Raw genomic sequence first — 24,829 nt, forward strand, 5'->3', positions numbered from 1 at the left:
GACACGGTGTCGGCGTTGTGGAGAGCGCCCTGAATACGCCCCCCGATGGTCTTGAGTGACCGGCGCGTTCCCCCTGTCTCGCCCGCCACTCGGCGCGGCTTCGCGCCCCCTGTGCGCCGGCTCGATCCCGCGGCGGTCCGTGGAATTCCAGCACAGTGCCGGATCTCCAACAAGGGCCGTGCCCCTAGCTGTGACCTAGGTGACGGGCTGTGAGTGCGGTGTCACCAGCCGTGGAGGCTGATCCCGGATGTAACGGACATATCCCTGCGAGTCCTCGGCGGCTCCCGAGTGTCTGAGTCGCCATGATCAGGAGCGGAATGATGGCTTCAGGGGGACAATGTCCGTTTCTCCGGGCCGGATTGGCGGTCGGGTATGACCGGTTTGTCCGCGAGGTCGTGAGCAAACTCACACGCAGATAGTGAACAGTTGGCGCCTTCGGCGGGGAATCCGATGTTTAGCCTGACGCTTTACAAGAGGGACGCATCTGTAAGCCCGCCGACACAGAACCAGGACTTGTACAACCGTGAAGACGACGATGATGTTCCACAAGATCGCCAACCCGCGTCGCACGACCCTGGCGCATCTGAAGGACGCCGGCGAACTCGAGACCCCCGACCTGCCGGAGCACTCCGTCGATCTCCCGGCCCAGACGGCCAACCCCCGGCGCACGGTGCTGGTGGACGTCCCCGCCGGCGCGTCGGCCCCGGCAGAGTAGCCGACGGGCCGCCCCGGCCCCCGGCGGGGGCCGGGCCCACTTGTGTACGCGGCGTACGGGCCGCCGGCGCCATGCCGGCGGCCCACCCGTATGACCGGTCCTTTTCGGCGGAAGTGCGCGGTCCGACCGGTTAACCTGGGGCGACAGTACGCCGGTTCTCAAGTCAAGGGGCGCGAAGATCCCGTGCGCATCGCCAGGTTCTCCATCGACGGGAACGTCGCCTTCGGCGCGGTCGAGGGCGACAAGCAGGACGAGCTCGTCCTCGACATCATCAAGGGCATCCCGTTCGCGGACTTCGAGCTGTCCGGTACGAAGGTGCCGCTGAGCAAGGTCAGGCTGCTTCCGCCGGTGCTCCCCAACAAGGTCGTGGCGTTCGGCCGCAACTACGCCGAGCACGCGCGCGAGCTGGGCAACGACGTCCCGGACGCCCCCTTCGCCTTCTTCAAGCCCTCCACCTCGGTGATCGGCCCCGGCGACGAGATCCAGTACCCGCCCTTCTCCGAGGAACTGCACCACGAGGCCGAGCTGGCCGTCGTGATCGGCCGCATGTGCCGCGAGGTGCCGCGCGAGCGCGTCAAGGACGTGATCTTCGGCTACACCTGCGCCAACGACGTCACCGCCCGCGACGTGCAGAAGCGCGAGAAGCAGTGGGCCCGCGCCAAGGGCTTCGACACCTCCTGCCCGCTCGGCCCCTGGGTGGAGACGGACCTCGGCCTCGAGCGCGCCAACGACCTGACCGTGCAGCTGACCGTCAACGGACAGCAGCGCCAGCTCGGCCGCACCAGCGAGATGATCCACCCCATCGAGGACCTGGTCGTCAACATCTCCGAGGCCATGACCCTGCTGCCCGGCGACGTCATCCTCACCGGCACCCCCGCGGGGGTCGGCCCCCTGAACGTCGGCGACGAGGTCGCCGTCACCATCGAAGGCATCGGCACTCTCACCAACAAGGTTGTCAAGCGTGGCTAGCGCACCCGGCTCACCCGTACGCGTCCGTTTCTGCCCCTCGCCCACCGGTAACCCGCACGTGGGCCTGGTCCGCACCGCCCTGTTCAACTGGGCGTTCGCCCGGCACCACCAGGGCACCCTGGTCTTCCGCATCGAGGACACCGACGCCGCCCGCGACTCGGAGGAGTCGTACAACCAGCTCCTCGACGCGATGCGCTGGCTCGGCTTCGACTGGGACGAGGGCCCCGAGGTCGGCGGCCCGCACGCGCCGTACCGCCAGTCGCAGCGCATGGACATCTACGCCGACGTCGCACGCAAGCTCCTGGACGGCGGCTACGCCTACCACTGCTACTGCTCCCAGGAGGAGCTGGACACCCGCCGCGAGGCCGCCCGCGCCGCCGGCCGGCCCTCCGGCTACGACGGCCACTGCCGTGACCTGAGCGCCGGGCAGGTCGAGGAGTACCGGGCGCAGGGCCGCACCCCGATCGTCCGCTTCCGGATGCCCGACGAGACGATCACCTTCACCGACCTGGTCCGCGGCGAGCTGACCTTCACCCCGGAGAACGTGCCGGACTACGGCATCGTGCGAGCCAACGGCGCCCCGCTGTACACGCTGGTCAACCCGGTCGACGACGCCCTGATGGAGATCACCCACGTGCTGCGCGGCGAGGACCTGCTGTCCTCCACCCCGCGCCAGATCGCGCTCTACAAGGCGCTGACCGAGCTGGGCGTCGCCAAGCAGGTCCCGCAGTTCGGCCACCTCCCCTACGTCATGGGCGAGGGCAACAAGAAGCTGTCCAAGCGCGACCCGCAGTCCTCGCTGAACCTCTACCGCGAGCAGGGCTTCCTGCCGGAGGGCCTGCTCAACTACCTGTCCCTGCTGGGCTGGTCGCTCTCCGCGGACAAGGACATCTTCACGATCGACGAGATGGTCGCCGCCTTCGACATCTCCGACGTCAACCCCAACCCGGCCCGCTTCGACCTCAAGAAGTGCGAGGCGATCAACGGCGACCACATCCGCATGCTCGAGGTGAAGGACTTCACCGAGCGCTGCCGCCCCTGGCTGAAGGCCCCCTTCGCGCCCTGGGCGCCGGAGGACTTCGACGAGGCGAAGTGGCAGGCGATCGCGCCGCACGCCCAGACCCGGCTGAAGGTGCTGTCGGAGATCACCGACAACGTCGACTTCCTGTTCCTGCCCGAGCCGGTCTTCGACGAGGCGTCGTGGACGAAGGCGATGAAGGAGGGCAGCGACGCCCTGCTCCGCACGGCGCGGGAGAAGCTGGAGGCGGCCGACTGGACCTCCGCGGAGTCCCTGAAGGAGGCCGTCCTGGCCGCCGGCGAGGCCCACGGCCTCAAGCTCGGCAAGGCCCAGGCCCCGGTCCGCGTCGCCGTCACCGGCCGCACCGTCGGCCTGCCCCTCTTCGAGTCCCTGGAGGTCCTGGGCAAGGAGAAGACCCTGGCCAGGATCGACGCTGCCCTGGCGCGGCTGAGCGCCTGACTGACGCATGACGACAGGGGCGGCACCGGAGCTATCCGGTGCCGCCCCTGTCGCATGGGTCACTGAGCGTCGGCTTCGTCGATCAGATAGGCGCTCTCGTCGAAGATCTCCAGTACGACGATGACCATGATCGCGCCGGCCACCATGTACTCCAACATGACGCCCGGCGCCACGTAGGCCTTGCGCAGGTGCTCGTCAGGGCCCAGCTGTGCGGTCGAGGTCTTCCGGAACGGGTCGCGCGCCAGTATGCGTACGGCCCGGTCCAGCTGGGCTCGACGCTCTGCGGGCAGGGCGTCGAACGTCGCACGGGCCTCGACGGTGAACTGGACGCGGTACTCGTTCATGCCGACCAGTTTGCCAGCCGTCCGGCGGTACCGTCGGCGGTATGACGATCAGAGCCGTGGTCTGGGACGTGGACGACACCCTCTTCGACTACACGAGCGCCGACCGGGAGGGCATGCGGGCGCATCTGGCGGCGGAGGGGCTGCTCGCCGGGTACGCGACCGCGGAGCAGGCCCTCGCCCGGTGGCGGGAGATCACCGACGACCAGTGGGCCCGGTTCTCGGCGGGGGAGATCAGCTTCGAGGGACAGCGGCGCGACCGGGTGCGGGTGTTCCTCGGCGAGGCCGCGCTGACCGACGCGGAGGCCGACGCCTGGTTCCGGCGCTACCTCGGGCACTACGAGGCCGCCTGGAGCCTCTTCCCGGACGTCCTGCCCGCCCTGGAGGCCCTCTCCGCCAGCCACCGGCACGCGGTGCTGTCCAACTCCAGCCTCGCGGTCCAGGAGCACAAGCTGCGCACCCTCGGCCTGCTCCACCGCTTCGAGGCGGTGCTGTGCGCCGCCGAGCTGGGCGTCTCCAAGCCGCAGGCCGGCGCCTTCCTGGCGGTCTGCGAGGCGCTCCGGCTGCCTCCGCACGAGGTGGCGTACGTCGGCGACCACCCGGAGATCGACGGGCGGGGCGCCGCCGAGGCCGGGCTGCTGTCCGTGTGGATCGATCGCGGAACGGCCTCGTTCCGGGGCGCGGGAGAGGCCGTGGCGCGCCGGATCTCGTCCCTCGCCGAACTCCCCGCGCTCGTCCGCACGGATACCCGTTTTGGAGCCCCGTCCACCTTCGGGTAATGTTCTTCCTGCGCCGAGGGGCGCGGGCCGGAAGGCCGGAGCCCCGAGGAGCAAGCTAGAACGAGACCCCGCAGGGGCTTGAGTTCCAGTGGCCTATGGTGTAATTGGCAGCACGACTGATTCTGGTTCAGTTAGTCTTGGTTCGAGTCCAGGTAGGCCAGCTCGCAGAGCTTATCTGCAAAGCCCCCGTTGTGTAGCGGCCTAGCACGCTGCCCTCTCAAGGCAGTAGCGCCGGTTCGAATCCGGTCGGGGGTACTGATCCTGATCCTGTCGGGATCGCTAGGGCCCCCGTTGTGTAGCGGCCTAGCACGCCGCCCTCTCAAGGCGGTAGCGCCGGTTCGAATCCGGTCGGGGGTACTGACTGGTCTAAACCATCATTGGTCTATGGTGTAATTGGCAGCACGACTGATTCTGGTTCAGTTAGTCTTGGTTCGAGTCCAGGTAGACCAGCTCGGACCTGCGGAAACGCAGCGTCCACGCCCCCGTTGTGTAGCGGCCTAGCACGCCGCCCTCTCAAGGCGGTAGCGCCGGTTCGAATCCGGTCGGGGGTACGCATCAGGGAAGGCCCTCCACTGCGGTGGGGGGCCTTCGCCGTTCCCGGGCCTCGCCGTTCCCCGGCGCCGGCTACTCGAAGCCGTAACGCCGTGCCGACTCCTCCTCCTGCGCCAGCCGGCGCAGCGCCTGCAGCATCGGCTCGGTCAGCACCGCACCGAGCACCGCCGTCTCCACCTTCTCCGCCTCCGACGGATACGTCTCCACGAAGTCCAGGTCGAGTCCGGCCACCTCGTGCATCAAGTGGGCGTAGGACGCGAGGAGTTCATGCCCCCACTCGTACCCGAGCCGGCGGAAGGCGGCCACCGCCACCACCAGGGAGCGGTACGCGGGCGAGATCGTCGTCAGCAGCTTCGCGTTCGTCCAGCCCAGCTCGTCCAGCAGCTGGTCCACCTCCCGGTGGGCCGCCCGTACGAACGCGTCCTCCTCGTCCGGTTCCGGCACCTGCGGCAGCGCCCACAGGGCCGCGCCCAGCCGGATCGTGCGGCCCAGGGAGTCGTCGTCGACGTGGCGCAGCACCTCCCGGACGGCGGCCACGGGGAGCCCGCCGACCTGGATCATCGCCCGCACCAGCCGCAGCCGGCGCAGATGGTCCTCGCCGTACTCGGCCGTCGTCGTGTTGATCTGGCGGCCCGGCGGCAACAGGCCTTCGCGCAGGTAGTACTTGATCGTCGCGGTGGACACACCGCTGCGCTCGCTCAACTCCGCCAGCCGCATCTCTTGCGCTCCTCTTCGGATAACGGCACTATCCAAGCATCGGTCATTGGATAGCTCCGCTCACCAACCGGGGGACATGCTCATGGTGACCCGTACGACCGCCGACGCGAAGGGCGACGTCGTCGTCCTGCTGATCGGCATGCGCATCAACCGCTTCCGGGCCGTCCGGCTGTGGCTGCCGGTGATGCTCGCGATGTTCCGCATGCTGCGGGACCTGGAGAAGGAACCCGAGCGGGGCCTGCTCGGCCGTGTGCTGCTGACGGCGTCGCCGCGGACGTACTACGTGGTGCAGTACTGGGAGTCCAAGGACAAGCTCTACGGCTACGCGACCGCGCCGGACGCCTTCCACCACACGGCCTGGGCACGCCTGAACCGCTTGGAGCGGACCGGGAAGCTGCGCGGGCAGGTCGGGATCTGGCACGAGGCGTACGTCGTGCCGGAGGGGTCGTACGAGGCGATCTACGGCGACATGCCGGCCTTCGGCCTCGCCGCCGCGCACGGACAGATCCCGCTGGAGCGCAGGGGCCGGTACGCGAAGGACCGGTTCGCTCACCGTTCGCAGCAGGCGCCGGTGGAGGGGAAGACCGCCTGACGGGGGGACCGGGGGAGCGAGGAGGGCCTGCCGCGGCGTTGAGGCAGGCCCTCCTCTGCGTTCCCGGCGGGCCGGGGTCAGCCCGAGCGGCGCAGGGCCTCCGAGAGGCGGGCCGCGGCGTCGATGACCGCCTGGGCGTGCATACGGCCCGGGTGGCGGGTCAGGCGCTCGATGGGGCCGGAGACCGACACGGCGGCCACCACGCGGTTGGACGGGCCGCGCACCGGCGCGGAGACGGACGCGACGCCCGGCTCCCGCTCACCGATGGACTGGGCCCAGCCGCGCCGCCGCACGCCCGACAGGGCCGTCGCCGTGAAGCGGGCGCCCTGCAGGCCGCGGTGCAGGCGCTCGGGCTCCTCCCAGGCGAGCAGGATCTGCGCCGAGGAGCCGGCCTTCATCGTGAGCGTGGAACCGACCGGGACGGTGTCCCGAAGGCCGGACAGGCGCTCCGCCGCGGCCACACAGATCCGCATGTCACCCTGGCGACGGTAGAGCTGCGCGCTCTCGCCGGTGACATCGCGGAGGTGGGTGAGCACGGGGCCCGCCGTCGCGAGCAGGCGGTCCTCGCCGGCCGCCGCCGCCAGTTCCGCAAGGCGCGGGCCGAGGATGAACCGGCCCTGCATGTCGCGTGCCACCATGCGGTGGTGTTCCAGGGCCACGGCCAGGCGGTGAGCCGTGGGTCGTGCCAGTCCGGTGGCGCCGACCAGACCCGCGAGGGTGGCCGGACCGGACTCCAGAGCGCTCAGGACGAGGGCCGCCTTGTCCAGAACGCCGACGCCGCTACTGTTGTCCATGCAACGATACTCGCGTCTCACTCTGTGAAACGCAAGTTCAATTTTCCGTGGAACGCGCCACTCTTGAATCACACAGCGGCCCGCGGACCAACGGGCCCGGCGGTGGACGCCCGGAATCACGACTTTCAGGGGGCCCCTCAAGGGCAGTCGCCGCATCCCAGGATCTCTAGTTGGGCCGGTGGACGTGTCGCCGGCCGGAGGGAAAGCGATGGGTAGGACACTCGCGGAGAAGGTCTGGGACGACCACGTCGTCCGGCGCGCCGAGGGCGAGCCCGACCTCCTCTACATCGATCTGCACCTGCTGCACGAGGTGACCAGCCCGCAGGCCTTCGACGGGCTGCGCAAGAACGGCCGCGCGGTCCGCCGCCTCGACCTCACCATCGCCACCGAGGACCACAACACCCCGACCCTCGACATCGACAAGCCCATCGCCGACCCGGTCTCCCGGGCCCAGCTGGAGACGCTGCGCAAGAACTGCGCCGAGTTCGGCGTGCGCCTGCACCCGCTGGGCGACGTCGAGCAGGGCGTCGTGCACGTGGTCGGCCCGCAGCTCGGCCTGACCCAGCCCGGCACGACGGTCGTCTGCGGCGACTCGCACACCTCCACGCACGGCGCGTTCGGCGCGCTGGCGTTCGGCATCGGCACCTCCCAGGTCGAGCACGTGCTGGCCACCCAGACGCTGCCGATGGCCCGCCCCAAGACCATGGCCATCACGGTGGAGGGCGAGCTGCCCGAGGGCGTCACCGCCAAGGACCTGATCCTCGCCATCATCGCGAAGATCGGCACCGGCGGCGGCCAGGGCTACGTCCTGGAGTACCGCGGCTCCGCCATCGAGAAGCTCTCGATGGAGGCCCGGATGACCATCTGCAACATGTCGATCGAGGCCGGCGCCCGCGCGGGCATGATCGCCCCCGACGAGACCACCTTCGAGTACCTCAAGGGCCGCCCGCACGCCCCCGAGGGCGCCGACTGGGACGCGGCCGTCGCGTACTGGAAGACGCTGAGGACGGACGACGACGCCGAGTTCGACGCCGAGGTCGTGATCAACGCCGGTGAGCTGTCGCCGTTCGTCACCTGGGGCACCAACCCGGGCCAGGGCGCGCCGCTTTCCGCGAGCGTCCCCGACCCGGCTTCGTACGAAGACGCTTCGGAGCGCCTCGCCGCCGAGAAGGCCCTGGAGTACATGGGGTTGGAGGCCGGGCAGCCGCTGCGGTCCATCAAGGTGGACACCGTCTTCGTAGGCTCCTGCACCAACGGCCGCATCGAGGACCTGCGCGCCGCCGCGGCGATCCTGAAGGACCGCAAAGTCGCCGACGGCGTACGGATGCTGGTCGTCCCGGGCTCCGCGCGGGTGGGTCTGCAGGCCGTCTCCGAGGGTCTGGACGTGGTCTTCAAGGAGGCCGGCGCCGAATGGCGGCACGCGGGCTGCTCGATGTGCCTGGGCATGAACCCCGACCAGCTGGCCCCCGGTGAGCGCTCCGCGTCCACCTCCAACCGCAACTTCGAGGGCCGGCAGGGCAAGGGCGGCCGTACCCACCTGGTGTCGCCGCAGGTCGCGGCGGCCACCGCCGTCCTGGGCCACCTGGCCTCCCCGGCCGACCTGTCCGACACCTCTGTGCCCGCTGGAGTCTGATCAGTCATGGAAGCATTCACCACCCACACCGGCCGGGCCGTGCCGCTGCGCCGCTCCAACGTCGACACCGACCAGATCATCCCTGCTCACTGGCTCAAGAAGGTCACCAGGGACGGTTTCGAGGACGGGCTGTTCGAGGCCTGGCGCAAGGACCCCGAGTTCATCCTCAACCGCCCCGAGCGGCAGGGCGCGACCGTCCTGGTCGCCGGCCCCGACTTCGGCACCGGTTCCTCGCGCGAGCACGCCGTCTGGGCGCTGCAGAACTACGGCTTCAAGGCCGTGATCTCCTCCCGCTTCGCGGACATCTTCCGGGGCAACTCGCTGAAGAACGGCCTGCTCACGGTCGTGCTGGACCAGAAGATCGTGGACGCGCTGTGGGAACTCACGGAGCAGGACCCCACTGCTGAGGTCACTGTGGACCTTGAGGCTCGTGAGGTGCGCGCCGCGGGCATCACCGCCGCCTTCGAGCTGGACGAGAACTCCCGCTGGCGGCTGCTCAACGGCCTGGACGACATCTCCATCACGCTCCGGAACGAACCCGACATCGCCGCCTACGAGGCCAAGCGGCCGTCGTACAAGCCGAGGACGCTCCAGGTCTGATCCACCCCGCCCACGGGTCGCGTTTCGGCCACTCATACATCCCCTCCGTACCCCCGGTCGCCACGATCGGGGGTACGGCCGTGTCTGCACCCGAACGGCTCCCCGGGCTTCCCGCCCGGCCCTCAACTTGCCACGTTACGAGGGCCGTTGCCTGGGTACGCGAGTGCTGGGACCGCGTCCTTCGCAAGTGCCTGGAAGGCCATGAGAGGCGGGAGTTGCCCCCTGCGCAGGCGACAACTCGCCCCAGATGGCACAATCTGTGCATGGGACACGACGGCCAACTCCAGCTCTATACGGCGGTCGCGAACCAACTCAAGGAAGCGCACGCAAGGGTGCGCGCACTGCAAGTCCCGGAGGGCGTACGGATGGCGCTGACCCGGAAGCTGCTGGTCATTACGGCCGCGGCCAAGCACGATCTCGCCGCGGCGGCAAGGCGGCTCGAGCGGTTCAACGCGGACCTCGACGAGGGTCGGATCCCCGACGAGGACCGCTGACCGGCCCGAGATCGCCGAGTCCGCTGCGGCACAAGGGTGATAAGCCCGTTTCGTGTTTGATTTGCGGTATATATCTGCCTAACGTGCGAAAAGCTTGAACACTTTCGTTCTGGCGATGTCTCCGAAGGGGAAGACGTGAACAAGGCGCAGCTCGTAGAAGCGATTGCCGACAAGCTGGGTGGCCGCCAGCAGGCCGCCGACGCTGTCGATCATGTCCTGGACGCCATCGTCCGCGCGGTCGTCGCGGGCGAGCGGGTCTCGGTCACCGGCTTCGGGTCCTTCGAGAAGGTGGACCGCCCCGCCCGCTACGCCCGCAACCCTCAGACGGGCGAGCGGGTTCGGGTCAAGAAGACCTCCGTGCCGCGGTTCCGCGCCGGCCAGGGGTTCAAGGACCTGGTGAGCGGCTCGAAGAAGCTGCCGCGCGGTGGCGAGGTCGCCGTCAAGAAGGCGCCCAAGGGCAGCCTGTCCGGCCCGCCGCCCACCATCTCCAAGGCCGCGGGCAAGAAGGCCGCCGCCAAGAAGACGGGCGCGGCGAAGACCACCGCCGCCAAGAAGACGACCGCCAAGAAGACGACGGCCGCCGCCAAGAAGACCACGGCGAAGAAGGCGCCCGCCAAGAAGACCACGGCGACCGCCAAGACCACCGCCGCGAAGAAGACCACCGCCAAGAAGGCGACGGCCAAGAAGGCCCCGGCGAAGAAGGTCACCGCGAAGAAGGCCCCGGCCAAGAAGTCGACGGCCCGCAAGACCACCGCCAAGAAGGCCACCGCCCGCAAGGCGACGTCGTAGGACGCCGAGGCACTCACGCGCCGGGCCGGACTCCTCCTGGGAGTCCGGCCCGCGGCGTGTGCAAGGCGGTTACAGCGTTTGAAGGGTCACCAGAGTGATCCGCAGGGCGTCCCCCCGCCCCTCGGTCTCGATCCGCACGCGCTGCCCGGGACGCAGCAGTCGCAGGCCGCCCTTGTCGAACGCCGCGGCGTCGAAGGGCACGGGGGTGCCGTCGTCGAGCAGCACCTGCCCGCTGCGGGTTTCGGGGTCGTACGTGTATGCGGTGGCTTGCATGGCAGCAGCGTAGTGCGCGCGACGGGTACGGGTTTCGCCGCGGGGGCGCGGCCGCGGACGCCCTCACGACCCCGGGATCAGCAATCCCGCCGACACCGCCGCCGTGAACGGCCCGACCCCCAGCGCCAGCGCCGCGCGCAGGTCGTCCCCGGTGTCCACGTCCTGCCGTACCGAATCGACGCCGGACACCGACAGTTCCGCCGCCCCCGAGGCCCGGTGCCGGGAGCGGGAATCCACCCCGAATTCCGGCCGCAATTCCCCGTCCGGTCCCGCGGCCAGCAACGTCGTGCCAACCCCCGCCGCATCCGCGAGAAACGCCCGCGGGAAAGGCGCCGCCGCGCCGAGTACCACGGCCAGTTCCGCCGGACGCAGCGCGGGCAGATCCGCGTTCAGGGCCGCGACGGGCGCGCGCGGACGCGAGTGCCGTACGACCGCCGCCCCGTGCGCCAGGGCGGCGTTCAGACCGCTCGCCGGCGCGTCCGGGACGATCCGCGCGCCCAGCGCCGCCAGCTCGCGTCCCGCCAGCTCGTCGTCCGTGACGACCACCACATCCGCCACCGTGCCGCACGCCAGCGCCGCGCTCACCGTGTCCTGCGCGAACGCCAGGGCGAGACCCGGCCGCACGCCGTCCGCCGCGGTGTCCGAGAGCCTGCTCTTGGCCCGGGCCAGGGGTTTCAGGGGGATGACCAAGGTCCACTGCACCGGCGTACCGTCCCTCACTCGTCACGATCATTGTCCCCGGACCCTGAGGCCGTCCGACCCTCGGGGCGTACGGTGTCCTCGACAGACCGGCGGCTCGGAGCGACACTTGTGCGGCCCCCCGCCGGGATGACAGCCCTAGAGGAAGGTGTCCTTGTGCCCCGCCGCAGAATCGGCTTCTGGTACCGCTTCGCCGCGGTGATCTGCAAACCGCCGCTGGTGGTTCTGATCAAGCGGGACTGGCGTGGAATGGAGCACATTCCGGCCGAGGGCGGATTTATCACCGTGGTGAACCACAATTCCCACGTGGATCCCTTCGCGTACGCGCACTATCAGTACAACACCGGACGGGTTCCGCGATTCCTCGCGAAGAGCGGGCTTTTCAAGAAGGGATTCGTCGGCGCCGCCATGCGCGGCACCGGGCAGATCCCCGTCTACCGGGAGTCGACCGACGCGCTCAGCGCCTTCCGCGCCGCGATCGACGCCGTGGAGCGCGGCGAGTGCGTCGCCTTCTACCCCGAGGGCACCCTCACCCGCGACCCGAACGGCTGGCCCATGACCGGCAAGACCGGCGCCGCCCGGGTCGCCCTGCAGACCAAGTGCCCGGTCATCCCGATCGCCCAGTGGGGCGCCAACGAACTGCTGCCGCCGTACGCGAAGAAGCCCGACCTCTTCCCGCGCAAGACGCATCACGTGCTCGCCGGCCCGCCCGTGGACCTCTCCCGCTTCTACGACAAGGAGATGACCCCGGAGCTGCTCAAGGAGGCCACCGAGGACATCATGGCGGCCATCACCCGCCTGCTGGAGGAGATCCGCGGCGAGAAGGCGCCCGAGACCCGTTACGACCCGCGCCGCGAGCGGATCGAGCAGCGGCGCCGCACCCGGGCGCAGACGGCGCAGATCAAGGGCAAGGAACCGGAGGGGCAGGGCAAGTGAGCAAGGCGGTCAAGGCGGCGGTCATGGGCACCGGCTCATGGGGCACCGCCTTCGGTATGGTCCTCGCCGACGCGGGCTGCGAGGTGACCCTGTGGGCCCGCCGCCCCGAGCTGGCCGAGGCGGTCAACTCGACCCGTACCAACCCCGACTACCTGCCCGGCGTCGAACTCCCGGAGAACCTCCGGGCCACCTCCGAGGCCGCCGAGGCCCTGCGGGACGCGGACTTCACCGTCCTCGCCGTCCCCTCCCAGACCCTGCGCGCCAACCTCGCCGAATGGTCCCCGCTGCTCGCCCCGCACACCGTGCTCGTGTCCCTGATGAAGGGCGTCGAACTCGGCTCCGCCATGCGGATGAGCGAGGTCGTCGAGGACGTCGCCAAGGTCGGCGCCGAGCGCATCGCGGTCGTCACCGGCCCCAACCTGGCCCGGGAGATCGCCGCCCGCATGCCGGCCGCCGCCGTCGTCGCCTGCACCGACGAGGCCGTCGCCCGCCGCCTGCAGGCCGCCTGCCACACGCCGTACTTCCGGCCGTACACCAACACCGACGTCGTCGGCTGCGAACTGGGCGGCGCGGTCAAGAACGTCATCGGCCTCGCGGTCGGCATCGCCGACGGCATGGGCCTCGGCGACAACGCCAAGGGCTCGCTCATCACCCGCGGCCTGGCCGAGACCACCCGGCTCGGCATGGCCCTGGGCGCCGACCCGCTGACCTTCTCCGGACTCGCCGGACTCGGCGACCTGGTGGCGACCTGCTCCTCGCCGCTGTCCCGGAACCACACCTTCGGCACCAACCTCGGCAAGGGCATGACCCTGGAGGAGACCATCGCGGTCACCAAGCAGACCGCCGAGGGCGTCAAGTCCTGCGAGTCCGTGCTGGATCTGGCCCGCCGGCACGGCGTCGACATGCCCCTCACCGAGACGGTCGTCGCCATCGTCCACGAGGGCAAGTCGCCGGTGGTCGCCGTCAAGGAGCTGATGTCGCGCACCGCCAAGCCCGAGCGGCACTGAAACGGCCAGGTCCACGACGCTGAGCGACCGCGCCGGGGACACGCAGTCACGGCGGCCGAGCGGGCGCTGACTCGGGGGATACCAACGGGTACTCTCATCGCGATATGAGCACCGAGAACCTTCCCCACAGCCCCGAGCAGCCGTCGCGCAAGCCGCGTGTGGCCGTCGTGTTCGGCGGGCGCAGTTCCGAACACGGGATCTCCATGGTCACCGCCGGCGCGGTCCTCAAGGCCATCGACCGGTCGAAGTACGACGTCCTGCCGATCGGCATCACGCGGGAGGGCCGTTGGGTGCTCACCGCGGACGAGCCGGAGCGGATGGCCATCACCGACCGCCGGCTGCCCGCCGTCGAGGAACTGGCGGAGTCCGCCGACGGCGGCGTGGTGCTCCCGGTCGACCCGGCCAGCCGCGAGGTCGTCTACAGCGAGCCCGGCGCGGTCCCCAAGGCGCTCGGCGAGGTCGACGTCGTGTTCCCGGTGCTGCACGGCCCGTACGGCGAGGACGGCACCCTCCAGGGCCTGCTGGAGCTGTCCGGAGTGCCGTACGTGGGCGCCGGTGTGCTCGCCTCGGCCGTCGGCCAGGACAAGGAGTACATGAAGCGGATCTTCACGTCCTACGGGCTCGAGGTCGGCCCCTACGTGGTGATCCGGCCGCGCGAGTGGGAGCGCGACGAGTCCGCCGCCCGCAAGAAGATCATCGACTTCGCCGGCGAGCACGGCTGGCCGCTGTTCGTGAAGCCCGCGCGCGCGGGCTCGTCCATCGGCATCACCAAGGTCGACGACCTGTCCGGCCTGGACGAGGCGATCGCCACCGCGCAGGCCCACGACCCGAAGATCCTGGTCGAGGCCGCCGTGCGGGGCCGGGAGATCGAGTGCGGCGTCCTGGAGTTCGAGGACGGGCCGCGCGCCTCCGTGCCGGCCGAGATCCCGCCGCCCGACACGCACGCGTACTACGACTTCGAGGCCAAGTACATCGACTCCACGCCCGGCATCGTCCCCGCGCCGCTCACCGAGGAGCAGACCGACCGGGTGCGGGAGCTCGCCGTGCAGGCCTTCGAGGCGGTCTCCTGCGAGGGCCTGGTCCGCGCGGACTTCTTCCTCACCGAGGACGGCGAGTTCGTGATCAACGAGATCAACACCCTGCCCGGCTTCACGCCGATCTCGATGTACCCGCAGATGTGGCAGGCCAGCGGCGTGAGCTACCCGGAGCTGATCGACCGCCTGGTGCAGGCCGCGCTGCGGCGTCCCACCGGGCTGCGCTGAGCCCGCAGCTCACTTCATGGAGGCGATCCCTTCGGGGATCGCCTTCTTCACGGCCGGGGCGAGATCGGTGAGGACCGCGGTGCCCTCGTCCTGCGCGGACATCCCCCGAGGCAGGGTGATCTGCACATAGGCCACGCGGTTGGCGGTGGTGAACCGCCAGGTGCCGTCGCCCTGCTTCTCCATCAGCCAGTCGACGCCGTTCACACCGCCCGCGATCGCGTCGGGATCGCCGCCCTCGGCCACCTTCGGGTCGATCATCTTCGGCGGCCGTACGACACCGCAGCGCAGTATGATCGCCGGGTTTCCCCAGCCCGCCGTGTAGGCGGACCGGGGTGCGGGGTCGTCACGGCGACGTCCGTCGAGCGTGCTCGGCAGCACGCGGTGCAGATCCCGGCACACCGCCGCCGTCCTCGCGTCGGGGCTGGGAACCGCGACGGTGGCGCTGTCGTCTGCTGAGGAGCAGCCCGCGACCGCGATCAGCAGCGAGGGCGCGAGCAGGGCGAGCGGCCGGTGACGGAAGATGTTCACCGGCCAAGGGTAGACGGGGGCTACAGATGCACGACCGGACAGGTCAGGGTGCGGGTGATGCCGTCCACCTGCTGGACCTTGGCGACCACCATGCGGCCGAGGTCGTCGACCGTGTCGGCCTGGGCGCGCACGATGACGTCGTACGGTCCCGTCACGTCCTCGGCCTGGATGACTCCAGGGATCTTGCTGATCGTCTCGGCGACGGTCGACGCCTTGCCGACCTCCGTCTGGATCAGGATGTACGCCTGTACCACGGAACCTCCAGGGCGGCCACGAGGATCATGTGGGGAAAAGGAACGCCACGGTATCGCGTCGCCGCTCTCCGCGGGGAGACCTGCGGGGACCGGGCTTGCGCGCCAGGGTGCAGGCACGACCGAAGTTGACGGTCTCGCGAGCGTCTCCACGGCCGGGCGGACCGTGTCGGCGGTCGACGGGACCGTATCGACAGTCACCTCGACCGTATCGGGGACACTGATGACGCGCGAGTGGACACGGCATGGCAGAGAAGGGGAGCAAGGGCGATGAAGGGCACTGTTGGTGAGCTCGGGGAGTTCGGGCTCATCAGGGAGCTCACCTCCCGTCTCACCACCACCCCGGCGGTCCGGATCGGGCCCGGCGACGACGCCGCGGTGGTCGCCGCTCCCGACCGGCGGGTGGTGGCGAGCACCGACATCCTGCTGGAGGGCCGGCACTTCCGTCGCGACTGGTCCACGGCGTACGACGTCGGGCGCAAGGCGGCGGCCCAGAACCTGGCGGACATCGCGGCCATGGGCGCCGTGCCCACCGCCCTGCTGCTCGGCCTCGTCGTCCCCGCCGAACTGCCGGTGACCTGGCCGAGCGAGCTGATGGACGGCCTGCGCGACGAGTGCCAGGTGGCGGGCGCCTCCGTGGTCGGCGGCGACGTGGTGCGGGGTGACACGATCATGGTGTCGATCACCGCGCTCGGCGATCTGCGCAACCAGGAGCCCGTCACGCGCGCCGGAGCCCAGCCCGGCGACCTGGTGGCCGTCACGGGCTGGCTGGGCTGGTCCGCGGCCGGTTACGCGGTCCTCTCGCGCGGTTTCCGCTCCCCGCGCGCGTTCGTCGAGGCCCACCGGCGCCCCGAGCCGCCGTACCACGCGGGCCCGGCGGCGGCCGGGCTCGGCGCGACCGCGATGTGCGACGTGAGCGACGGGCTGATCGCCGACCTCGGGCACATCGCCGAGGCCAGCAAGGTCCGCATCGACATCCGCTCCGGCGCGATCGACATCCCCTCGCAGATGAACGACATCGGGCAGGCCGTCGGCGTGGATCCGCTGCAGTGGGTGCTGACCGGGGGAGAGGACCACGCGATCGTCGCGACCTTCCCGCCGGACACCAAGCTCCCGGCCCGCTGGAAGGTCATCGGCGAGGTCCTCAACCCCTCCGCGCTGCCCCAGGTCACCGTCGACGGGGCGCCCTGGACCAGCAAGGGCGGCTGGGACCACTTCGGGGACATCGAGTCATGAGCCTGCCGAGGGTCCTGACCGTGGCCGGCTCCGACTCCGGCGGCGGCGCCGGCGTCCAGGCCGACCTGAAGACGATGCTCGCGCTCGGCGTGCACGGGATGAGCGTGATCACCGCCGTTACCGCGCAGAACTCGCTGGGCGTCCAGGGCGCCTGGGAACTGCCCGTGGAAGCGGTGCGGGCCCAGTACCGCAGCGTGGTCGACGACATCGGCGTCCAGGCCGTCAAGACCGGGATGCTGGCCTCGGCGGAACTGGTCGAGGCGGTCGCCGAGTTGATCTCCGGCACGGACGCGCCGGCCGTGGTCGACCCGGTGGGCGTCTCCAAGCACGGCGACCCGCTGCTCGCCGCCTCCGCGCTGGACTCCGTGCGCGCCAAGCTGCTCCCGGCGGCCACGGTGGCGACACCGAACCTGGACGAGGTGGCGCAACTCACAGGGATCCGCGTGGAATCGGAGGACGATCTGCGCCGGGCCGCGGCGGCCGTGCTGGAGTACGGGCCGCGCTGGGTGCTGATCAAGGGCGGCCATCTGTCCGGCGATGCCGTGGACCTGCTCACGGACGGCTCGGCGGAGCACTGGCTGCGCGCCCCGCGCCACGACAACCGGCACACCCACGGCACAGGCTGCACGCTGGCCTCCGCGATCGCGTCGGGCCTGGCGAAGGGCCTGAGCGTGCCGGAGGCGGTCACGGCGGCCAAGGAGTACGTCACGGGCGCGATCGCCGCGGGGTTCTCGCTGGGAGCGGGGATCGGGCCGGTGGACCATGGCTGGCGCCTGCGTGGCTGATACCGGCCCCCGGGTACGGCAAAAAGCCGGCCCACCCTGAGGTGGACCGGCTTTTTGCAGCGAACCAGACAGTGGCCGCGCGCGGATGGGGGTCCCCCCGCTCGAGCGAAGTCGAGAGTGGGGGATGTAGCGTCAGCGCCCGACCTTGCCGGCCTTGATGCACGAGGTGCAAGCGTTCACGCGCTTCGGCGTCCCGCCGACCACGGTACGCACACGCTGGATGTTCGGGTTCCAGCGGCGGGACGTACGGCGGTGCGAGTGCGAGATGTTGTTGCCGAAGCCCGGCCCCTTGCCGCAGACGTCGCAGTTGGCAGCCACGGGTCACTCCAAAGACTTCAGATGCACTTACGGTTGATCCCGGCATGCCGGGATCGAGATCCTAAGACCTGAGATCTTGAGTGGCGCTGCCAGGGGAATGGCCCGATCAGGATCGGGCAACCGGAGCAGCATACAACGGCTGCGCCCGTACAACGAAACTACCATGGCAGCTCAGGGCCGGCTCACGGCCCTCTTCCGGCGGACGCCCGTACGGGGTCTACGCTGCGTCCCACGTACGACCGGCTCAGGGAGGCGCAGGTGGCGCAGGTGCCGCAGACATTCTTCGATGCTCTCGCGGTGCGCACCTGGTGCGGTCGGGCGCTCGGGGCCCTGGGGCGCGCGCGTGAGGAGATCGACGCGATCAACGTGTACCCGGTGGCCGACGGCGACACCGGAACCAATCTCTACCTCACCGTGGAGTCGGCGGCGACGGCCGTGGAGGCGGTCTTCGCCGGGTACGGGACGGGCACCGGGGAGCCCTCGCTGGCGGACACCGTGCAGGCGATGGCCCACGGGGCGCTCATCGGGGCCCGCGGCAACTCGGGGACGATCCTGGCGCAGCTGCTGCGCGGCATGGCGCAGGTGCTCGGCGAAGGCGGGGAGGGGGCGCGCGGCGACGGCGCGGGGCTGCGGCTGGCGCTGCGGCGGGCCGCCGACTCCGCCCGGCAGGCCGTGGCCCACCCGGTCGAGGGCACGGTGCTCACCGTCGCCTCGGCCGCCGCGGACGCCGCCGAGGAGGCCGACGGCGACTGCCGGACGGTCGCGCGAGCGGCCTACGACGGCGCCTGCACGGCCCTGGCGGCCACCCCGGACCAGCTCGGCGTGCTCGGCCGTGCCGGAGTGGTCGACGCGGGCGGCCGGGGCCTGGTGGCGGTGCTGGGCGCGCTGGTGGAGACGCTCACGGGCGAGACGGTGCGGGAGGCTCCCGCGGTGGTGCGGGAGGCTTCCCCTTCGGAGGCTTGCTCGGCGGCACGGGAGACTGCGGCGGTAGGCGGCGCGGCAGCGGTTCCGGGGAGCCGGAGTCGGGCGGAGGGCGGGACGCCTGCCGTGGTGGAGGCGTCGGGGGTGCCGGGGTGCCGGGCCGCCGGCGAGATCCCTGCCGTGCGCGAGATCCCTGCCGTACGGGAGGCGGCCGAGGCTCCGGGCGCCGGTTCCGTTGGGTCCGCGAGCGTGAGCGCGTCCGGTGCGGAGGGGTGCGCGGACACCGACGGCACCGGCGGCCCCGCCTACGAGGTGATCTATCTCCTGGAGGCCGACGACACGGCCGTGGCCCGGCTCCGGGACCGCCTCGACGCGCTCGGCGACTCCCTGGTCGTGGTGGGCGGCGACGGGCTGTGGAACGTCCATGTGCACGTCGACGACGCCGGCGCCGCCGTGGAGGCGGGCGTGGAGGCCGGGCGTCCGCACCGGATCCGGATCACCCACTTCGGGCTCGGAGACGTGCACACGGGCGGCGAGCGGCCGCCGCGCGAGCGTGCCCAGCGGGCCGTCGTCGCCGTCGTACCGGGCGAGGGCCTGGCCGGGCTCTACACCGAGGCGGGCGCCACGACCGTGCTCGCGCGCCCCGGGGAGCCGCCCGCGAGCGGGGAGCTGGTGCAGGCCGTACGGCGGGCGCACGCGCGCGAGGTCGTCCTGCTGCCCAACGACGCCGAGCTGCGGCACACGGCCGCGGCGGCCGCCGAGCAGGCCCGCACCGAGGGCATCCGGGTGGCCCTGATCCCGACCCGCTCGGCGGTCCAGGGCATCGCCGCGCTCGCCGTGCACGAGCCGCAGCGCCGGTTCGACGAGGACGTCGTCCAGATGACCGCGGCGGCGGGCGCCACCCGGTACGCCGAGGTCGTCGTCGCCGAGCGCCAGTCCTGGACGACGGCCGGCATCTGCCAGGCCGGGGACGTGCTCGGGCTCATCGACGGCGACGTCGCGGTGATCGGCTCCGATGTCACCGCCACCGCCCGGACCGTCCTGGACCGGATGCTCCAGGCCGGCGGCGAACTGGTCACCCTGGTCGTCGGCGACGAGGCCCCGCAGGCCGTCGCCGACCAGCTCCAGGCCCGGGTACGGGAGTCCTACCTCGCCGTGGACACCGTGGTGTACCAAGGCGGCCGCCAGGGGACGCTGCTGCTCATCGGCGTGGAGTGACGGCGCGGAGCGACGGTGTGGAGCGACCCGGCGTCACCGCCCGCCTGACGCGCCCGCCTCATCCGCCGGGCCCCAGCAGCTCCCTGGCCTCCGCCCGCCGTGCCTGGACGGTCTCGTCCTCGTCGCCGGCGTCCTCGTAGGCCGCGAGCACCGCACGCGCGCGTGCAGCCGCCTCGGCGGGACGGCCCAGCACGGCCGCCAGCCGGCCGGCGGCGATCTCGGCTCCGGTGCGGTCGTCCAGCCCGCTCGCGCCCAGGGCGCCGAACAGCGTGGCCGCCCGGTCCAGCTGAACCAGGGCCGCCTCGAACACCGCCCGCACCTCCTCGTCCTCGGCGTCCCCCGGACCCGCAGGCATGTGCAGTTCCCCGGCCTCTTCGGGTTGCTCGGTCACCGAGCGGACCAGCAGTTCGCCGAACTGGCGGTGGGTGTGCGCCAGTTCCTCCGTCAGCTGCTGCCGGGCCACCGGGCCGGCCGCCGCCCGGACCGCTCGCTCGCACTCCCGCACCGCCTCCGCCATCCGCTGCCGGGCGGCCTCCGCTCCGTCCTCCCGGTGCAGCGCCAGCCAGCCGCGGGCCCGCAGCGAGCGGACGAGGAAGGCCGGGTTGCCCAGGGCCCGCCACAGTTCGCCCGCACGCGCGTACGCCTGGTCGGCCTCCGCCGGCAGACCGGCCTTGCCCAGGGACTCGGCGGCGAGATGGGCGAGCGTGGCGTGGTCCTGCTGCTCGGGCCAGTGCCGGGCGATCGCGGCCGCGCGCAGCCGGCGTTCGGCCGCCGCGCGATGGTCGCCCAGCTCGTCCAGGCAGTCGCCGAGCCACCACAGCGCCTGTACGACGGCCCCGTCGCCGTGCGTGTCGGCGGACAGGTCGGCCAGCGCCGACTCCAGCACCTCGGCGGCCTCCGCGCAGCGGCCCCGGCGGAGCAGGTGCCCGCCCAGCGCCTGCCGCGCCCAGGCGCCCAGCGTGCCGCCCTCGCCCGCCTCGTCGGCCCAGTGCGCGGCCTGCAGCGCGTGCTCGGCGGCCTCGGCGACCGCACCGCGCGCGCCGGTCACCTCGGCGAGCTGCAGATGCAGCCGGGCCCGCCCGGCCGGCTCCACGTACGGCCCGCCGTGTTCCAGGGCGGAGCGCAGCGCCCGCTCCGCCCCGGCCGCGTCACCGGCCTGATGGGCCAGCGCGGCGACCTGGGCCTCGTACTCCACCGCGAACCACGGCAGCCCGGCGTTCACGTACTCCTCGGCCGTCCGCCGGAACAGCTCCGCGGCCCGCCCGCCGTCCCCGCGCAGCACGGCCAGCTCGGCGAGCATCCCCCGCGCCTCCGCGGCCCGCGCGGCCAGCCGTACGTCCTCCCCGGTCCGCCCGCCGACCAGCGCGAGCACCTCCCGCACGGCCCGCTCGGCCCGGGTGAACGTCTCCGGGGCGGCGAGCCCCCCGGCTCCCTCGTGCGCGCAGCGCATCAGCACCCGCGTCCGGCTCATCACCACCGCCGCCGTCTGACGCAGGCCGGTCGCCTCCTCGGCGTACAGGGCGAGGACCTCGTCGTACAGGGCGTCGACCGTGTCCAGGGCGGCGCCGGGGTCGCCCGCGAGGGCGCGGACATACGCTCCACGCGCGCGTGCCGCCAGGGCCTCGCCGGGATCGCCCGCCTCCGCGTACAGAGCCGCCGCCCGCTCGAACAGGCCGACGCCCTCGGGGCCGCGGGCGATCGCCTCGTGGTCGGCGATCTCCGCGCGGGCCAGCGGCTCCAAGTCCACGCCCTGCGCGGCCCGCGCCACCGCCGCCCAGGCCTCCAGGGCGTGCGGGCGCAGCGTCCGGGACAGCCGCCGGGCCTCGGCGAGCAGGGCCACGAGGCCGGGCTCGTCCCGCGCCTCGGACGCCGGGGGCGCGGCCGCCGGGGCCGGCGCCGGGCGCGCCGTGCGGACGCCCAGCGGCAGCCGGTCCGCCGGCGGCCGCCGGGCCATACGCGCGCGTGCCCGGTCGCCGACGTACGAGGTGCCGTTGCGCCGGTCGAACCGCTCGGCCAGGTCCAGCGTCTCCGCGCGCGCGTGGGCGGCGAGTCCGCTCGCCGTCCAGGTCCGCCCGGCGGGCCCCGGCACCCGCTGGGCGCCCAGGCCCAGCTCGGTCAGCCGGTCCGTCAGCAGCGTCACCACGGCCAGGAACTCCAGCCGGCTGCGCGGATGCCCGGTGTCCGTGAAGTACGCGGGCCGTTCGGCGAGCAGCTCCAGACCCCGCGCCTCGTTGCCGGTCAGCGCGCAGAACTCCACGTGGTCGGCGTACGCGGCGCGCATCGACTCCATCGGGCGGACGAGCCGGAAGCCCCGCAGATGGTTGGCGCGGGCCTCGTCCAGCCGGCCCAGGCGCAGCAGCGGGGCCAGCGAGGCGGCCAGCACGGTGTGCGGCTCGTGGGCGCAGACGAACTCGCCCCGAAGCACCGGCGCCCACAGCTCCAGCGCCGCCGCGTCCCGGCCCCGCTCGGCCTGCCAGGCGCCCTGCCCGTGCAGCTCGCACGCGGGGCAGTCGGCCATGTCGTCGCGGTCCGCGGCGAGCCACGCCGCGTACGCCCGCTCCGCCCGCGCCAGGTCCCCGACGTGCGCGGCCACACCGAACTCGGCGGCGCGCACGGCCCGTTCGGAGTACCCGGCGAGCCGGTAGCGGTGCTCCATCTCGCCGAGCCACTTCTCGACGGAGGCCAGCGGGATGTGCGGCTGGTCCAGCATGCCCGCCGACATCCACTTGAAGACCCAGTGCAGCGAGTGCGCCTCGTACGCGTCGAAGTCCTCGGGCCGCTCGTCCCACATGCGCAGCAGCCGCGCGAACGGGACGAACATCCTGTCCTTATCGGAGCTGTAGTTGTAGACCTTCAGCTGGTGCCCGAGCGCCTCGACGACGGCCGGCGCACTGCCGAGCGACTCGGCGGCGGCGACCAGCCGCTCCGCGCGCGCGTTGCGGGCCGGGCCCTCCGGTTCCTCGGCGTTCTCCGCCATCGCCCGGCGCAGCGCGTCGAAGTCCGTGATCTCCTCCATCAGCGGTCGCCCTCCCCGTGTGTGGCCCACTCCAGCAGGCCGATGAACGCCCGGTTCAGCAGCGCCGAGTCGGCGGGCCCGAGCGGTCGCTGCGCCCTCAGCAGGGCCTGCCCGTACAGCGACTCGGCCGCCGTGCCGATCAGCTCGGGGTCCCGCAGCGAACTGATCCTGCGCACCAGGGGGTTGAGGTGGTTGAGCACCAGACGCGCACGCGGGGCGCTGCCGCGCAGCGAGCCGAGGATGCCCGCCCACAGGTCGTCGGACTGCTCCTCGGCCGCCGCGCGGGCCTGTTCGTGCCGCGCCGCCCGGTCGTCCAGGTGCAGCGCGGGCACGGACAGCGGATGGAAGGCCCGCAGGACGACGTCACAGCCCAGGGGGTCGAGTGTCGCCCGCGCGGCCGCGAGGAAGCCGGACAGGGCCGCCTCCTCGCCCGGATCGACCGCGTCGAGGTGCGCGGTCACGGTGTCCGCGTCCAGCTCGGCGACCACCGTCCCCGGCCGCACCGACGGCAGCGCCTCGACCAGGTCGCCGTCGTAGGTGTAGCCGCCGTTGACCACCCCGATGCCCTGCGCGGAGGCGATCGGCGCGACCTGCCGGTACTCCTCGACGGTCCGGGTGAAGTGCACCACCGGGTGCCGCTGCGCGAACTCCTCCAGGGACAGCTGCCCGTCGGTCGTCTCGAACGGCAGCCAGGGCAGCATCGTGCGCAGCATGCCGCGGTCGTGCCGGGCGAGGGACTTCACCCCCAGGTGGTGCACGGAGAGGAAGGCCGTCAGCCGCTCCGGATCGCCGGCGGCGAGCCCCGTCAGCCAGGAGCGGATCCGCTCGCCGAGCGCCTCCCGCACGGCGGCCAGCGTCTCGTCCTCGTACAGCGACTCCCGCGAGGCCGTGGGCCGCAGAGTGTCGGTGTCCAGCACGCAGCGCACGAAGAACGCCCAGTCGGGCAGCAGCTGTTCGGCCCGGTCGGTCAGCAGCATGCCCTTCAGGTGCACCCGGTGGCCCGCCCGCTGTGCCGGGCTCACGGCCGCCGGCAGCACATAGGCCACCCCGCGGATCCCGGCCAGCGGCACGTCCAGATCGATCGAGTCCAGCGGCCTGAACCCGAACAGCTCGTGGCAGTGCCGGGCCAGCGCCACCCTTCTGCCCGCCGGGCTCGGATACGGCCGGTCCCAGGGCGCGGGCAGACCGGTGACCGGCTCCTCGCCCACCCGGACGTCGTACGGCAGCAGCGAGCCGAAGTCGCGGGCCAGGCTCAGCACCCGCTCCGGCGTCAGCCACTCGGCCGCCCCGGGCCGCGCGGTCAGGTGGACGGTCGTACCCGGCTCGGGCCGCGCGGAGCCGGGCAGGGTCCGCACGGTGTACGAGCCGTCGTCGCACGCCGTCCACTCCACCGGTGGTGCGCCGGGCGTACGGGCGCTGCGGCTGACCACCCGGATCCGCTCGGCGACCAGGAAACAGGCGAGCAGGCCGATGCCGAACCGGCCGAGGAAGCCCGAGCGGGTCTCCTCCAGGCCCTCGGCGCGCTTGGAACTGCGCCCGATGGTCGCCAGCAGATCGTGCACGTCCGCCTCGGTGAGCCCGATCCCGCTGTCCTCCACGCGCAGGCCGCCGCCGTCGGCGTACAACCGCACCCGGGCCGGGGCGCACGGATCCTCACCCCGCCGGGCCGTGATGGCGTCGACGGCGTTCTGCAGCAGCTCGCGCAGATAGACCCTGGGGCTGGAGTAGAGGTGATGGGAGAGCAGATCCACCAGACCGCGCAGGTCGACCTGGAACATGTGAGGTGAGAGGGGGCTGTGGGATGTCTGTGAGCTCTGGTTGTCCATCGTCGCAGCGCCGCAGGGGGGAGGGACATCGGCGCGGGGTCGGGCGGTCCGAGGTGGGGCGGTGACCGCGAAGGATGGCCGGAGCGCGCCATCCTAGAGCC

Annotated in this window: 25 protein-coding genes and 5 tRNA genes; 20 read left to right on the forward strand and 10 right to left on the reverse strand. The window is 72.0% G+C overall.

Annotation, left to right across the window (positions count from 1 at the left end; all coding sequences use genetic code 11):
* Positions 1-523 precede the first annotated feature (523 nt).
* The 3 genes from ACGFZN_RS29275 to gltX all read left to right on the forward strand — a co-directional run bounded on the left by ACGFZN_RS29275 (position 524) and on the right by gltX (position 3,161).
* Complete coding sequence (locus ACGFZN_RS29275; protein ID WP_393861471.1) at positions 524-715, forward strand: hypothetical protein; 192 nt, start codon at positions 524-526, stop codon at positions 713-715.
* Between the two features lie 183 nt (positions 716-898).
* Positions 899-1,684 (forward strand): fumarylacetoacetate hydrolase family protein, encoded by a 786-nt coding sequence (locus ACGFZN_RS29280; protein WP_393861472.1) that lies wholly within the window; start codon positions 899-901, stop codon positions 1,682-1,684.
* The gene (gltX, locus tag ACGFZN_RS29285; RefSeq protein WP_393861473.1) at positions 1,677-3,161 is read left to right on the forward strand and encodes a glutamate--tRNA ligase; all 1,485 of its coding nucleotides are present in this window, start codon (positions 1,677-1,679) and stop codon (positions 3,159-3,161) included. Before ACGFZN_RS29280 ends, gltX begins: the two co-directional genes overlap by 8 nt.
* Before the next feature lie 59 nt (positions 3,162-3,220).
* On the opposite strand, the gene ACGFZN_RS29290 is transcribed toward gltX, so the two are convergent.
* The gene (locus ACGFZN_RS29290) at positions 3,221-3,505 is read right to left on the reverse strand and encodes a type II toxin-antitoxin system RelE/ParE family toxin (protein WP_393861474.1); all 285 of its coding nucleotides are present in this window, start codon (positions 3,503-3,505) and stop codon (positions 3,221-3,223) included.
* Positions 3,506-3,546: 41 nt separating this feature from the next.
* On the opposite strand from ACGFZN_RS29290, the gene ACGFZN_RS29295 reads away from it, so the two are divergent.
* The 6 genes from ACGFZN_RS29295 (at position 3,547) to ACGFZN_RS29320 (ending at position 4,832) form a co-directional block, all read left to right on the forward strand.
* Complete coding sequence (locus ACGFZN_RS29295) at positions 3,547-4,281, forward strand: HAD family hydrolase (RefSeq protein WP_393861475.1); 735 nt, start codon at positions 3,547-3,549, stop codon at positions 4,279-4,281.
* An 89-nt stretch (positions 4,282-4,370) separates the two neighbouring features.
* Positions 4,371-4,442 (forward strand) — tRNA-Gln (locus ACGFZN_RS29300).
* A gap of 21 nt (positions 4,443-4,463) precedes the next feature.
* Positions 4,464-4,536, forward strand: a tRNA-Glu gene (locus ACGFZN_RS29305).
* A 29-nt stretch (positions 4,537-4,565) separates the two neighbouring features.
* Positions 4,566-4,638: transfer RNA gene (locus ACGFZN_RS29310), tRNA-Glu, on the forward strand.
* A 21-nt stretch (positions 4,639-4,659) separates the two neighbouring features.
* Positions 4,660-4,731: transfer RNA gene (locus ACGFZN_RS29315), tRNA-Gln, on the forward strand.
* A 28-nt stretch (positions 4,732-4,759) separates the two neighbouring features.
* Positions 4,760-4,832 (forward strand) — tRNA-Glu (locus tag ACGFZN_RS29320).
* Positions 4,833-4,905: 73 nt separating this feature from the next.
* Here the strand turns inward: ACGFZN_RS29320 and ACGFZN_RS29325 are convergent.
* A complete protein-coding gene (locus ACGFZN_RS29325) occupies positions 4,906-5,550 on the reverse strand; it encodes a MerR family transcriptional regulator (protein WP_393861476.1) in 645 nt (214 codons plus the stop codon).
* An 82-nt stretch (positions 5,551-5,632) separates the two neighbouring features.
* Between ACGFZN_RS29325 and ACGFZN_RS29330 the strand changes: the two genes are divergently transcribed.
* The gene (locus ACGFZN_RS29330) at positions 5,633-6,142 is read left to right on the forward strand and encodes a DUF4188 domain-containing protein (RefSeq protein ID WP_393861477.1); all 510 of its coding nucleotides are present in this window, start codon (positions 5,633-5,635) and stop codon (positions 6,140-6,142) included.
* Positions 6,143-6,219: 77 nt separating this feature from the next.
* Here ACGFZN_RS29330 and ndgR read toward each other — a convergent pair whose 3' ends face one another.
* Complete coding sequence (ndgR, locus tag ACGFZN_RS29335) at positions 6,220-6,936, reverse strand: IclR family transcriptional regulator NdgR (RefSeq protein WP_023546516.1); 717 nt, start codon at positions 6,934-6,936, stop codon at positions 6,220-6,222.
* A gap of 208 nt (positions 6,937-7,144) precedes the next feature.
* On the opposite strand from ndgR, the gene leuC reads away from it, so the two are divergent.
* The 4 genes from leuC to ACGFZN_RS29355 all read left to right on the forward strand — a co-directional run bounded on the left by leuC (position 7,145) and on the right by ACGFZN_RS29355 (position 10,452).
* Positions 7,145-8,569 carry a 3-isopropylmalate dehydratase large subunit gene (gene leuC / locus ACGFZN_RS29340; RefSeq protein WP_393861478.1) on the forward strand — a complete coding sequence of 475 codons (1,425 nt, stop codon included), beginning with the start codon at positions 7,145-7,147 and terminating at the stop codon, positions 8,567-8,569.
* A gap of 6 nt (positions 8,570-8,575) precedes the next feature.
* Complete coding sequence (gene leuD / locus ACGFZN_RS29345) at positions 8,576-9,169, forward strand: 3-isopropylmalate dehydratase small subunit (RefSeq protein ID WP_393861479.1); 594 nt, start codon at positions 8,576-8,578, stop codon at positions 9,167-9,169.
* Positions 9,170-9,432: 263 nt separating this feature from the next.
* Positions 9,433-9,663: a hypothetical protein gene (locus ACGFZN_RS29350; protein WP_330337608.1), complete on the forward strand. Its 231-nt coding sequence runs from the start codon at positions 9,433-9,435 to the stop codon at positions 9,661-9,663.
* A gap of 135 nt (positions 9,664-9,798) precedes the next feature.
* Positions 9,799-10,452 (forward strand): HU family DNA-binding protein, encoded by a 654-nt coding sequence (locus ACGFZN_RS29355; RefSeq protein WP_393861480.1) that lies wholly within the window; start codon positions 9,799-9,801, stop codon positions 10,450-10,452.
* Positions 10,453-10,521: 69 nt separating this feature from the next.
* Here ACGFZN_RS29355 and ACGFZN_RS29360 read toward each other — a convergent pair whose 3' ends face one another.
* Both ACGFZN_RS29360 and cofC read right to left on the reverse strand, forming a co-directional pair.
* Positions 10,522-10,725 (reverse strand): hypothetical protein, encoded by a 204-nt coding sequence (locus tag ACGFZN_RS29360; protein ID WP_330337606.1) that lies wholly within the window; start codon positions 10,723-10,725, stop codon positions 10,522-10,524.
* 63 nt (positions 10,726-10,788) lie between these two features.
* Positions 10,789-11,427, reverse strand: coding sequence for a 2-phospho-L-lactate guanylyltransferase (cofC, locus tag ACGFZN_RS29365; RefSeq protein ID WP_393861481.1), 639 nt, complete (start codon positions 11,425-11,427; stop codon positions 10,789-10,791).
* A 153-nt stretch (positions 11,428-11,580) separates the two neighbouring features.
* Between cofC and ACGFZN_RS29370 the strand changes: the two genes are divergently transcribed.
* From ACGFZN_RS29370 to ACGFZN_RS29380, 3 genes are all read left to right on the forward strand, one after another.
* Positions 11,581-12,360 carry a lysophospholipid acyltransferase family protein gene (locus ACGFZN_RS29370; RefSeq protein ID WP_393861482.1) on the forward strand — a complete coding sequence of 260 codons (780 nt, stop codon included), beginning with the start codon at positions 11,581-11,583 and terminating at the stop codon, positions 12,358-12,360.
* Entirely contained in the window at positions 12,357-13,367 is a 1,011-nt protein-coding gene (locus ACGFZN_RS29375) for an NAD(P)H-dependent glycerol-3-phosphate dehydrogenase (RefSeq protein WP_393861483.1), read from the forward strand. The genes ACGFZN_RS29370 and ACGFZN_RS29375 overlap by 4 nt, the downstream gene beginning before the upstream one ends.
* Positions 13,368-13,471: 104 nt before the next feature.
* Complete coding sequence (locus ACGFZN_RS29380) at positions 13,472-14,629, forward strand: D-alanine--D-alanine ligase family protein (protein ID WP_393861484.1); 1,158 nt, start codon at positions 13,472-13,474, stop codon at positions 14,627-14,629.
* Positions 14,630-14,638: 9 nt separating this feature from the next.
* On the opposite strand, the gene ACGFZN_RS29385 is transcribed toward ACGFZN_RS29380, so the two are convergent.
* Together ACGFZN_RS29385 and ACGFZN_RS29390 are read right to left on the reverse strand one after the other, a co-directional pair.
* Positions 14,639-15,157, reverse strand: coding sequence for a DUF3515 domain-containing protein (locus ACGFZN_RS29385; protein WP_393861485.1), 519 nt, complete (start codon positions 15,155-15,157; stop codon positions 14,639-14,641).
* 20 nt (positions 15,158-15,177) lie between these two features.
* Entirely contained in the window at positions 15,178-15,411 is a 234-nt protein-coding gene (locus ACGFZN_RS29390; protein ID WP_003997603.1) for an Lrp/AsnC family transcriptional regulator, read from the reverse strand.
* 267 nt (positions 15,412-15,678) lie between these two features.
* On the opposite strand from ACGFZN_RS29390, the gene ACGFZN_RS29395 reads away from it, so the two are divergent.
* Both ACGFZN_RS29395 and thiD read left to right on the forward strand, forming a co-directional pair.
* A complete protein-coding gene (locus ACGFZN_RS29395; protein ID WP_330337600.1) occupies positions 15,679-16,644 on the forward strand; it encodes a thiamine-phosphate kinase in 966 nt (321 codons plus the stop codon).
* Complete coding sequence (thiD, locus tag ACGFZN_RS29400; protein WP_393861486.1) at positions 16,641-17,429, forward strand: bifunctional hydroxymethylpyrimidine kinase/phosphomethylpyrimidine kinase; 789 nt, start codon at positions 16,641-16,643, stop codon at positions 17,427-17,429. The genes ACGFZN_RS29395 and thiD overlap by 4 nt, the downstream gene beginning before the upstream one ends.
* A 132-nt stretch (positions 17,430-17,561) precedes the next feature.
* On the opposite strand, the gene rpmB is transcribed toward thiD, so the two are convergent.
* Positions 17,562-17,747 (reverse strand): 50S ribosomal protein L28, encoded by a 186-nt coding sequence (gene rpmB / locus ACGFZN_RS29405; RefSeq protein WP_330337598.1) that lies wholly within the window; start codon positions 17,745-17,747, stop codon positions 17,562-17,564.
* Positions 17,748-18,005: 258 nt separating this feature from the next.
* On the opposite strand from rpmB, the gene ACGFZN_RS29410 reads away from it, so the two are divergent.
* Complete coding sequence (locus tag ACGFZN_RS29410; protein WP_393861487.1) at positions 18,006-19,886, forward strand: DAK2 domain-containing protein; 1,881 nt, start codon at positions 18,006-18,008, stop codon at positions 19,884-19,886.
* A gap of 58 nt (positions 19,887-19,944) precedes the next feature.
* On the opposite strand, the gene ACGFZN_RS29415 is transcribed toward ACGFZN_RS29410, so the two are convergent.
* Both ACGFZN_RS29415 and ACGFZN_RS29420 read right to left on the reverse strand, forming a co-directional pair.
* Positions 19,945-22,902, reverse strand: coding sequence for a tetratricopeptide repeat protein (locus ACGFZN_RS29415; protein WP_393861488.1), 2,958 nt, complete (start codon positions 22,900-22,902; stop codon positions 19,945-19,947).
* On the reverse strand, positions 22,902-24,728 hold the full coding sequence (locus ACGFZN_RS29420) for an HSP90 family protein (protein WP_393861489.1): 1,827 nt from the start codon (positions 24,726-24,728) through the stop codon (positions 22,902-22,904). Before ACGFZN_RS29420 ends, ACGFZN_RS29415 begins: the two co-directional genes overlap by 1 nt.
* Positions 24,729-24,829 lie beyond the last annotated feature (101 nt).

Source organism: Streptomyces sp. NPDC048192 (assembly GCF_043202415.1).
GTDB lineage: Bacteria > Actinomycetota > Actinomycetes > Streptomycetales > Streptomycetaceae > Streptomyces.

Coding starts and splice junctions, on each gene's coding strand:
- thiD (WP_393861486.1), top strand. CDS start 16,641: ATGAGCCTGCCGAGGGTCCTGACCGTGGCCGGCTCCGACTCCGGCGGC.
- ACGFZN_RS29420 (WP_393861489.1), bottom strand. CDS start 24,728: ATGGACAACCAGAGCTCACAGACATCCCACAGCCCCCTCTCACCTCAC.
- leuC (WP_393861478.1), top strand. CDS start 7,145: ATGGGTAGGACACTCGCGGAGAAGGTCTGGGACGACCACGTCGTCCGG.
- ACGFZN_RS29325 (WP_393861476.1), bottom strand. CDS start 5,550: ATGCGGCTGGCGGAGTTGAGCGAGCGCAGCGGTGTGTCCACCGCGACG.
- ndgR (WP_023546516.1), bottom strand. CDS start 6,936: ATGGACAACAGTAGCGGCGTCGGCGTTCTGGACAAGGCGGCCCTCGTC.
- ACGFZN_RS29360 (WP_330337606.1), bottom strand. CDS start 10,725: ATGCAAGCCACCGCATACACGTACGACCCCGAAACCCGCAGCGGGCAG.
- ACGFZN_RS29380 (WP_393861484.1), top strand. CDS start 13,472: ATGAGCACCGAGAACCTTCCCCACAGCCCCGAGCAGCCGTCGCGCAAG.
- ACGFZN_RS29350 (WP_330337608.1), top strand. CDS start 9,433: ATGGGACACGACGGCCAACTCCAGCTCTATACGGCGGTCGCGAACCAA.
- ACGFZN_RS29415 (WP_393861488.1), bottom strand. CDS start 22,902: ATGGAGGAGATCACGGACTTCGACGCGCTGCGCCGGGCGATGGCGGAG.
- ACGFZN_RS29295 (WP_393861475.1), top strand. CDS start 3,547: ATGACGATCAGAGCCGTGGTCTGGGACGTGGACGACACCCTCTTCGAC.
- ACGFZN_RS29330 (WP_393861477.1), top strand. CDS start 5,633: ATGGTGACCCGTACGACCGCCGACGCGAAGGGCGACGTCGTCGTCCTG.
- ACGFZN_RS29395 (WP_330337600.1), top strand. CDS start 15,679: ATGAAGGGCACTGTTGGTGAGCTCGGGGAGTTCGGGCTCATCAGGGAG.
- ACGFZN_RS29290 (WP_393861474.1), bottom strand. CDS start 3,505: ATGAACGAGTACCGCGTCCAGTTCACCGTCGAGGCCCGTGCGACGTTC.
- leuD (WP_393861479.1), top strand. CDS start 8,576: ATGGAAGCATTCACCACCCACACCGGCCGGGCCGTGCCGCTGCGCCGC.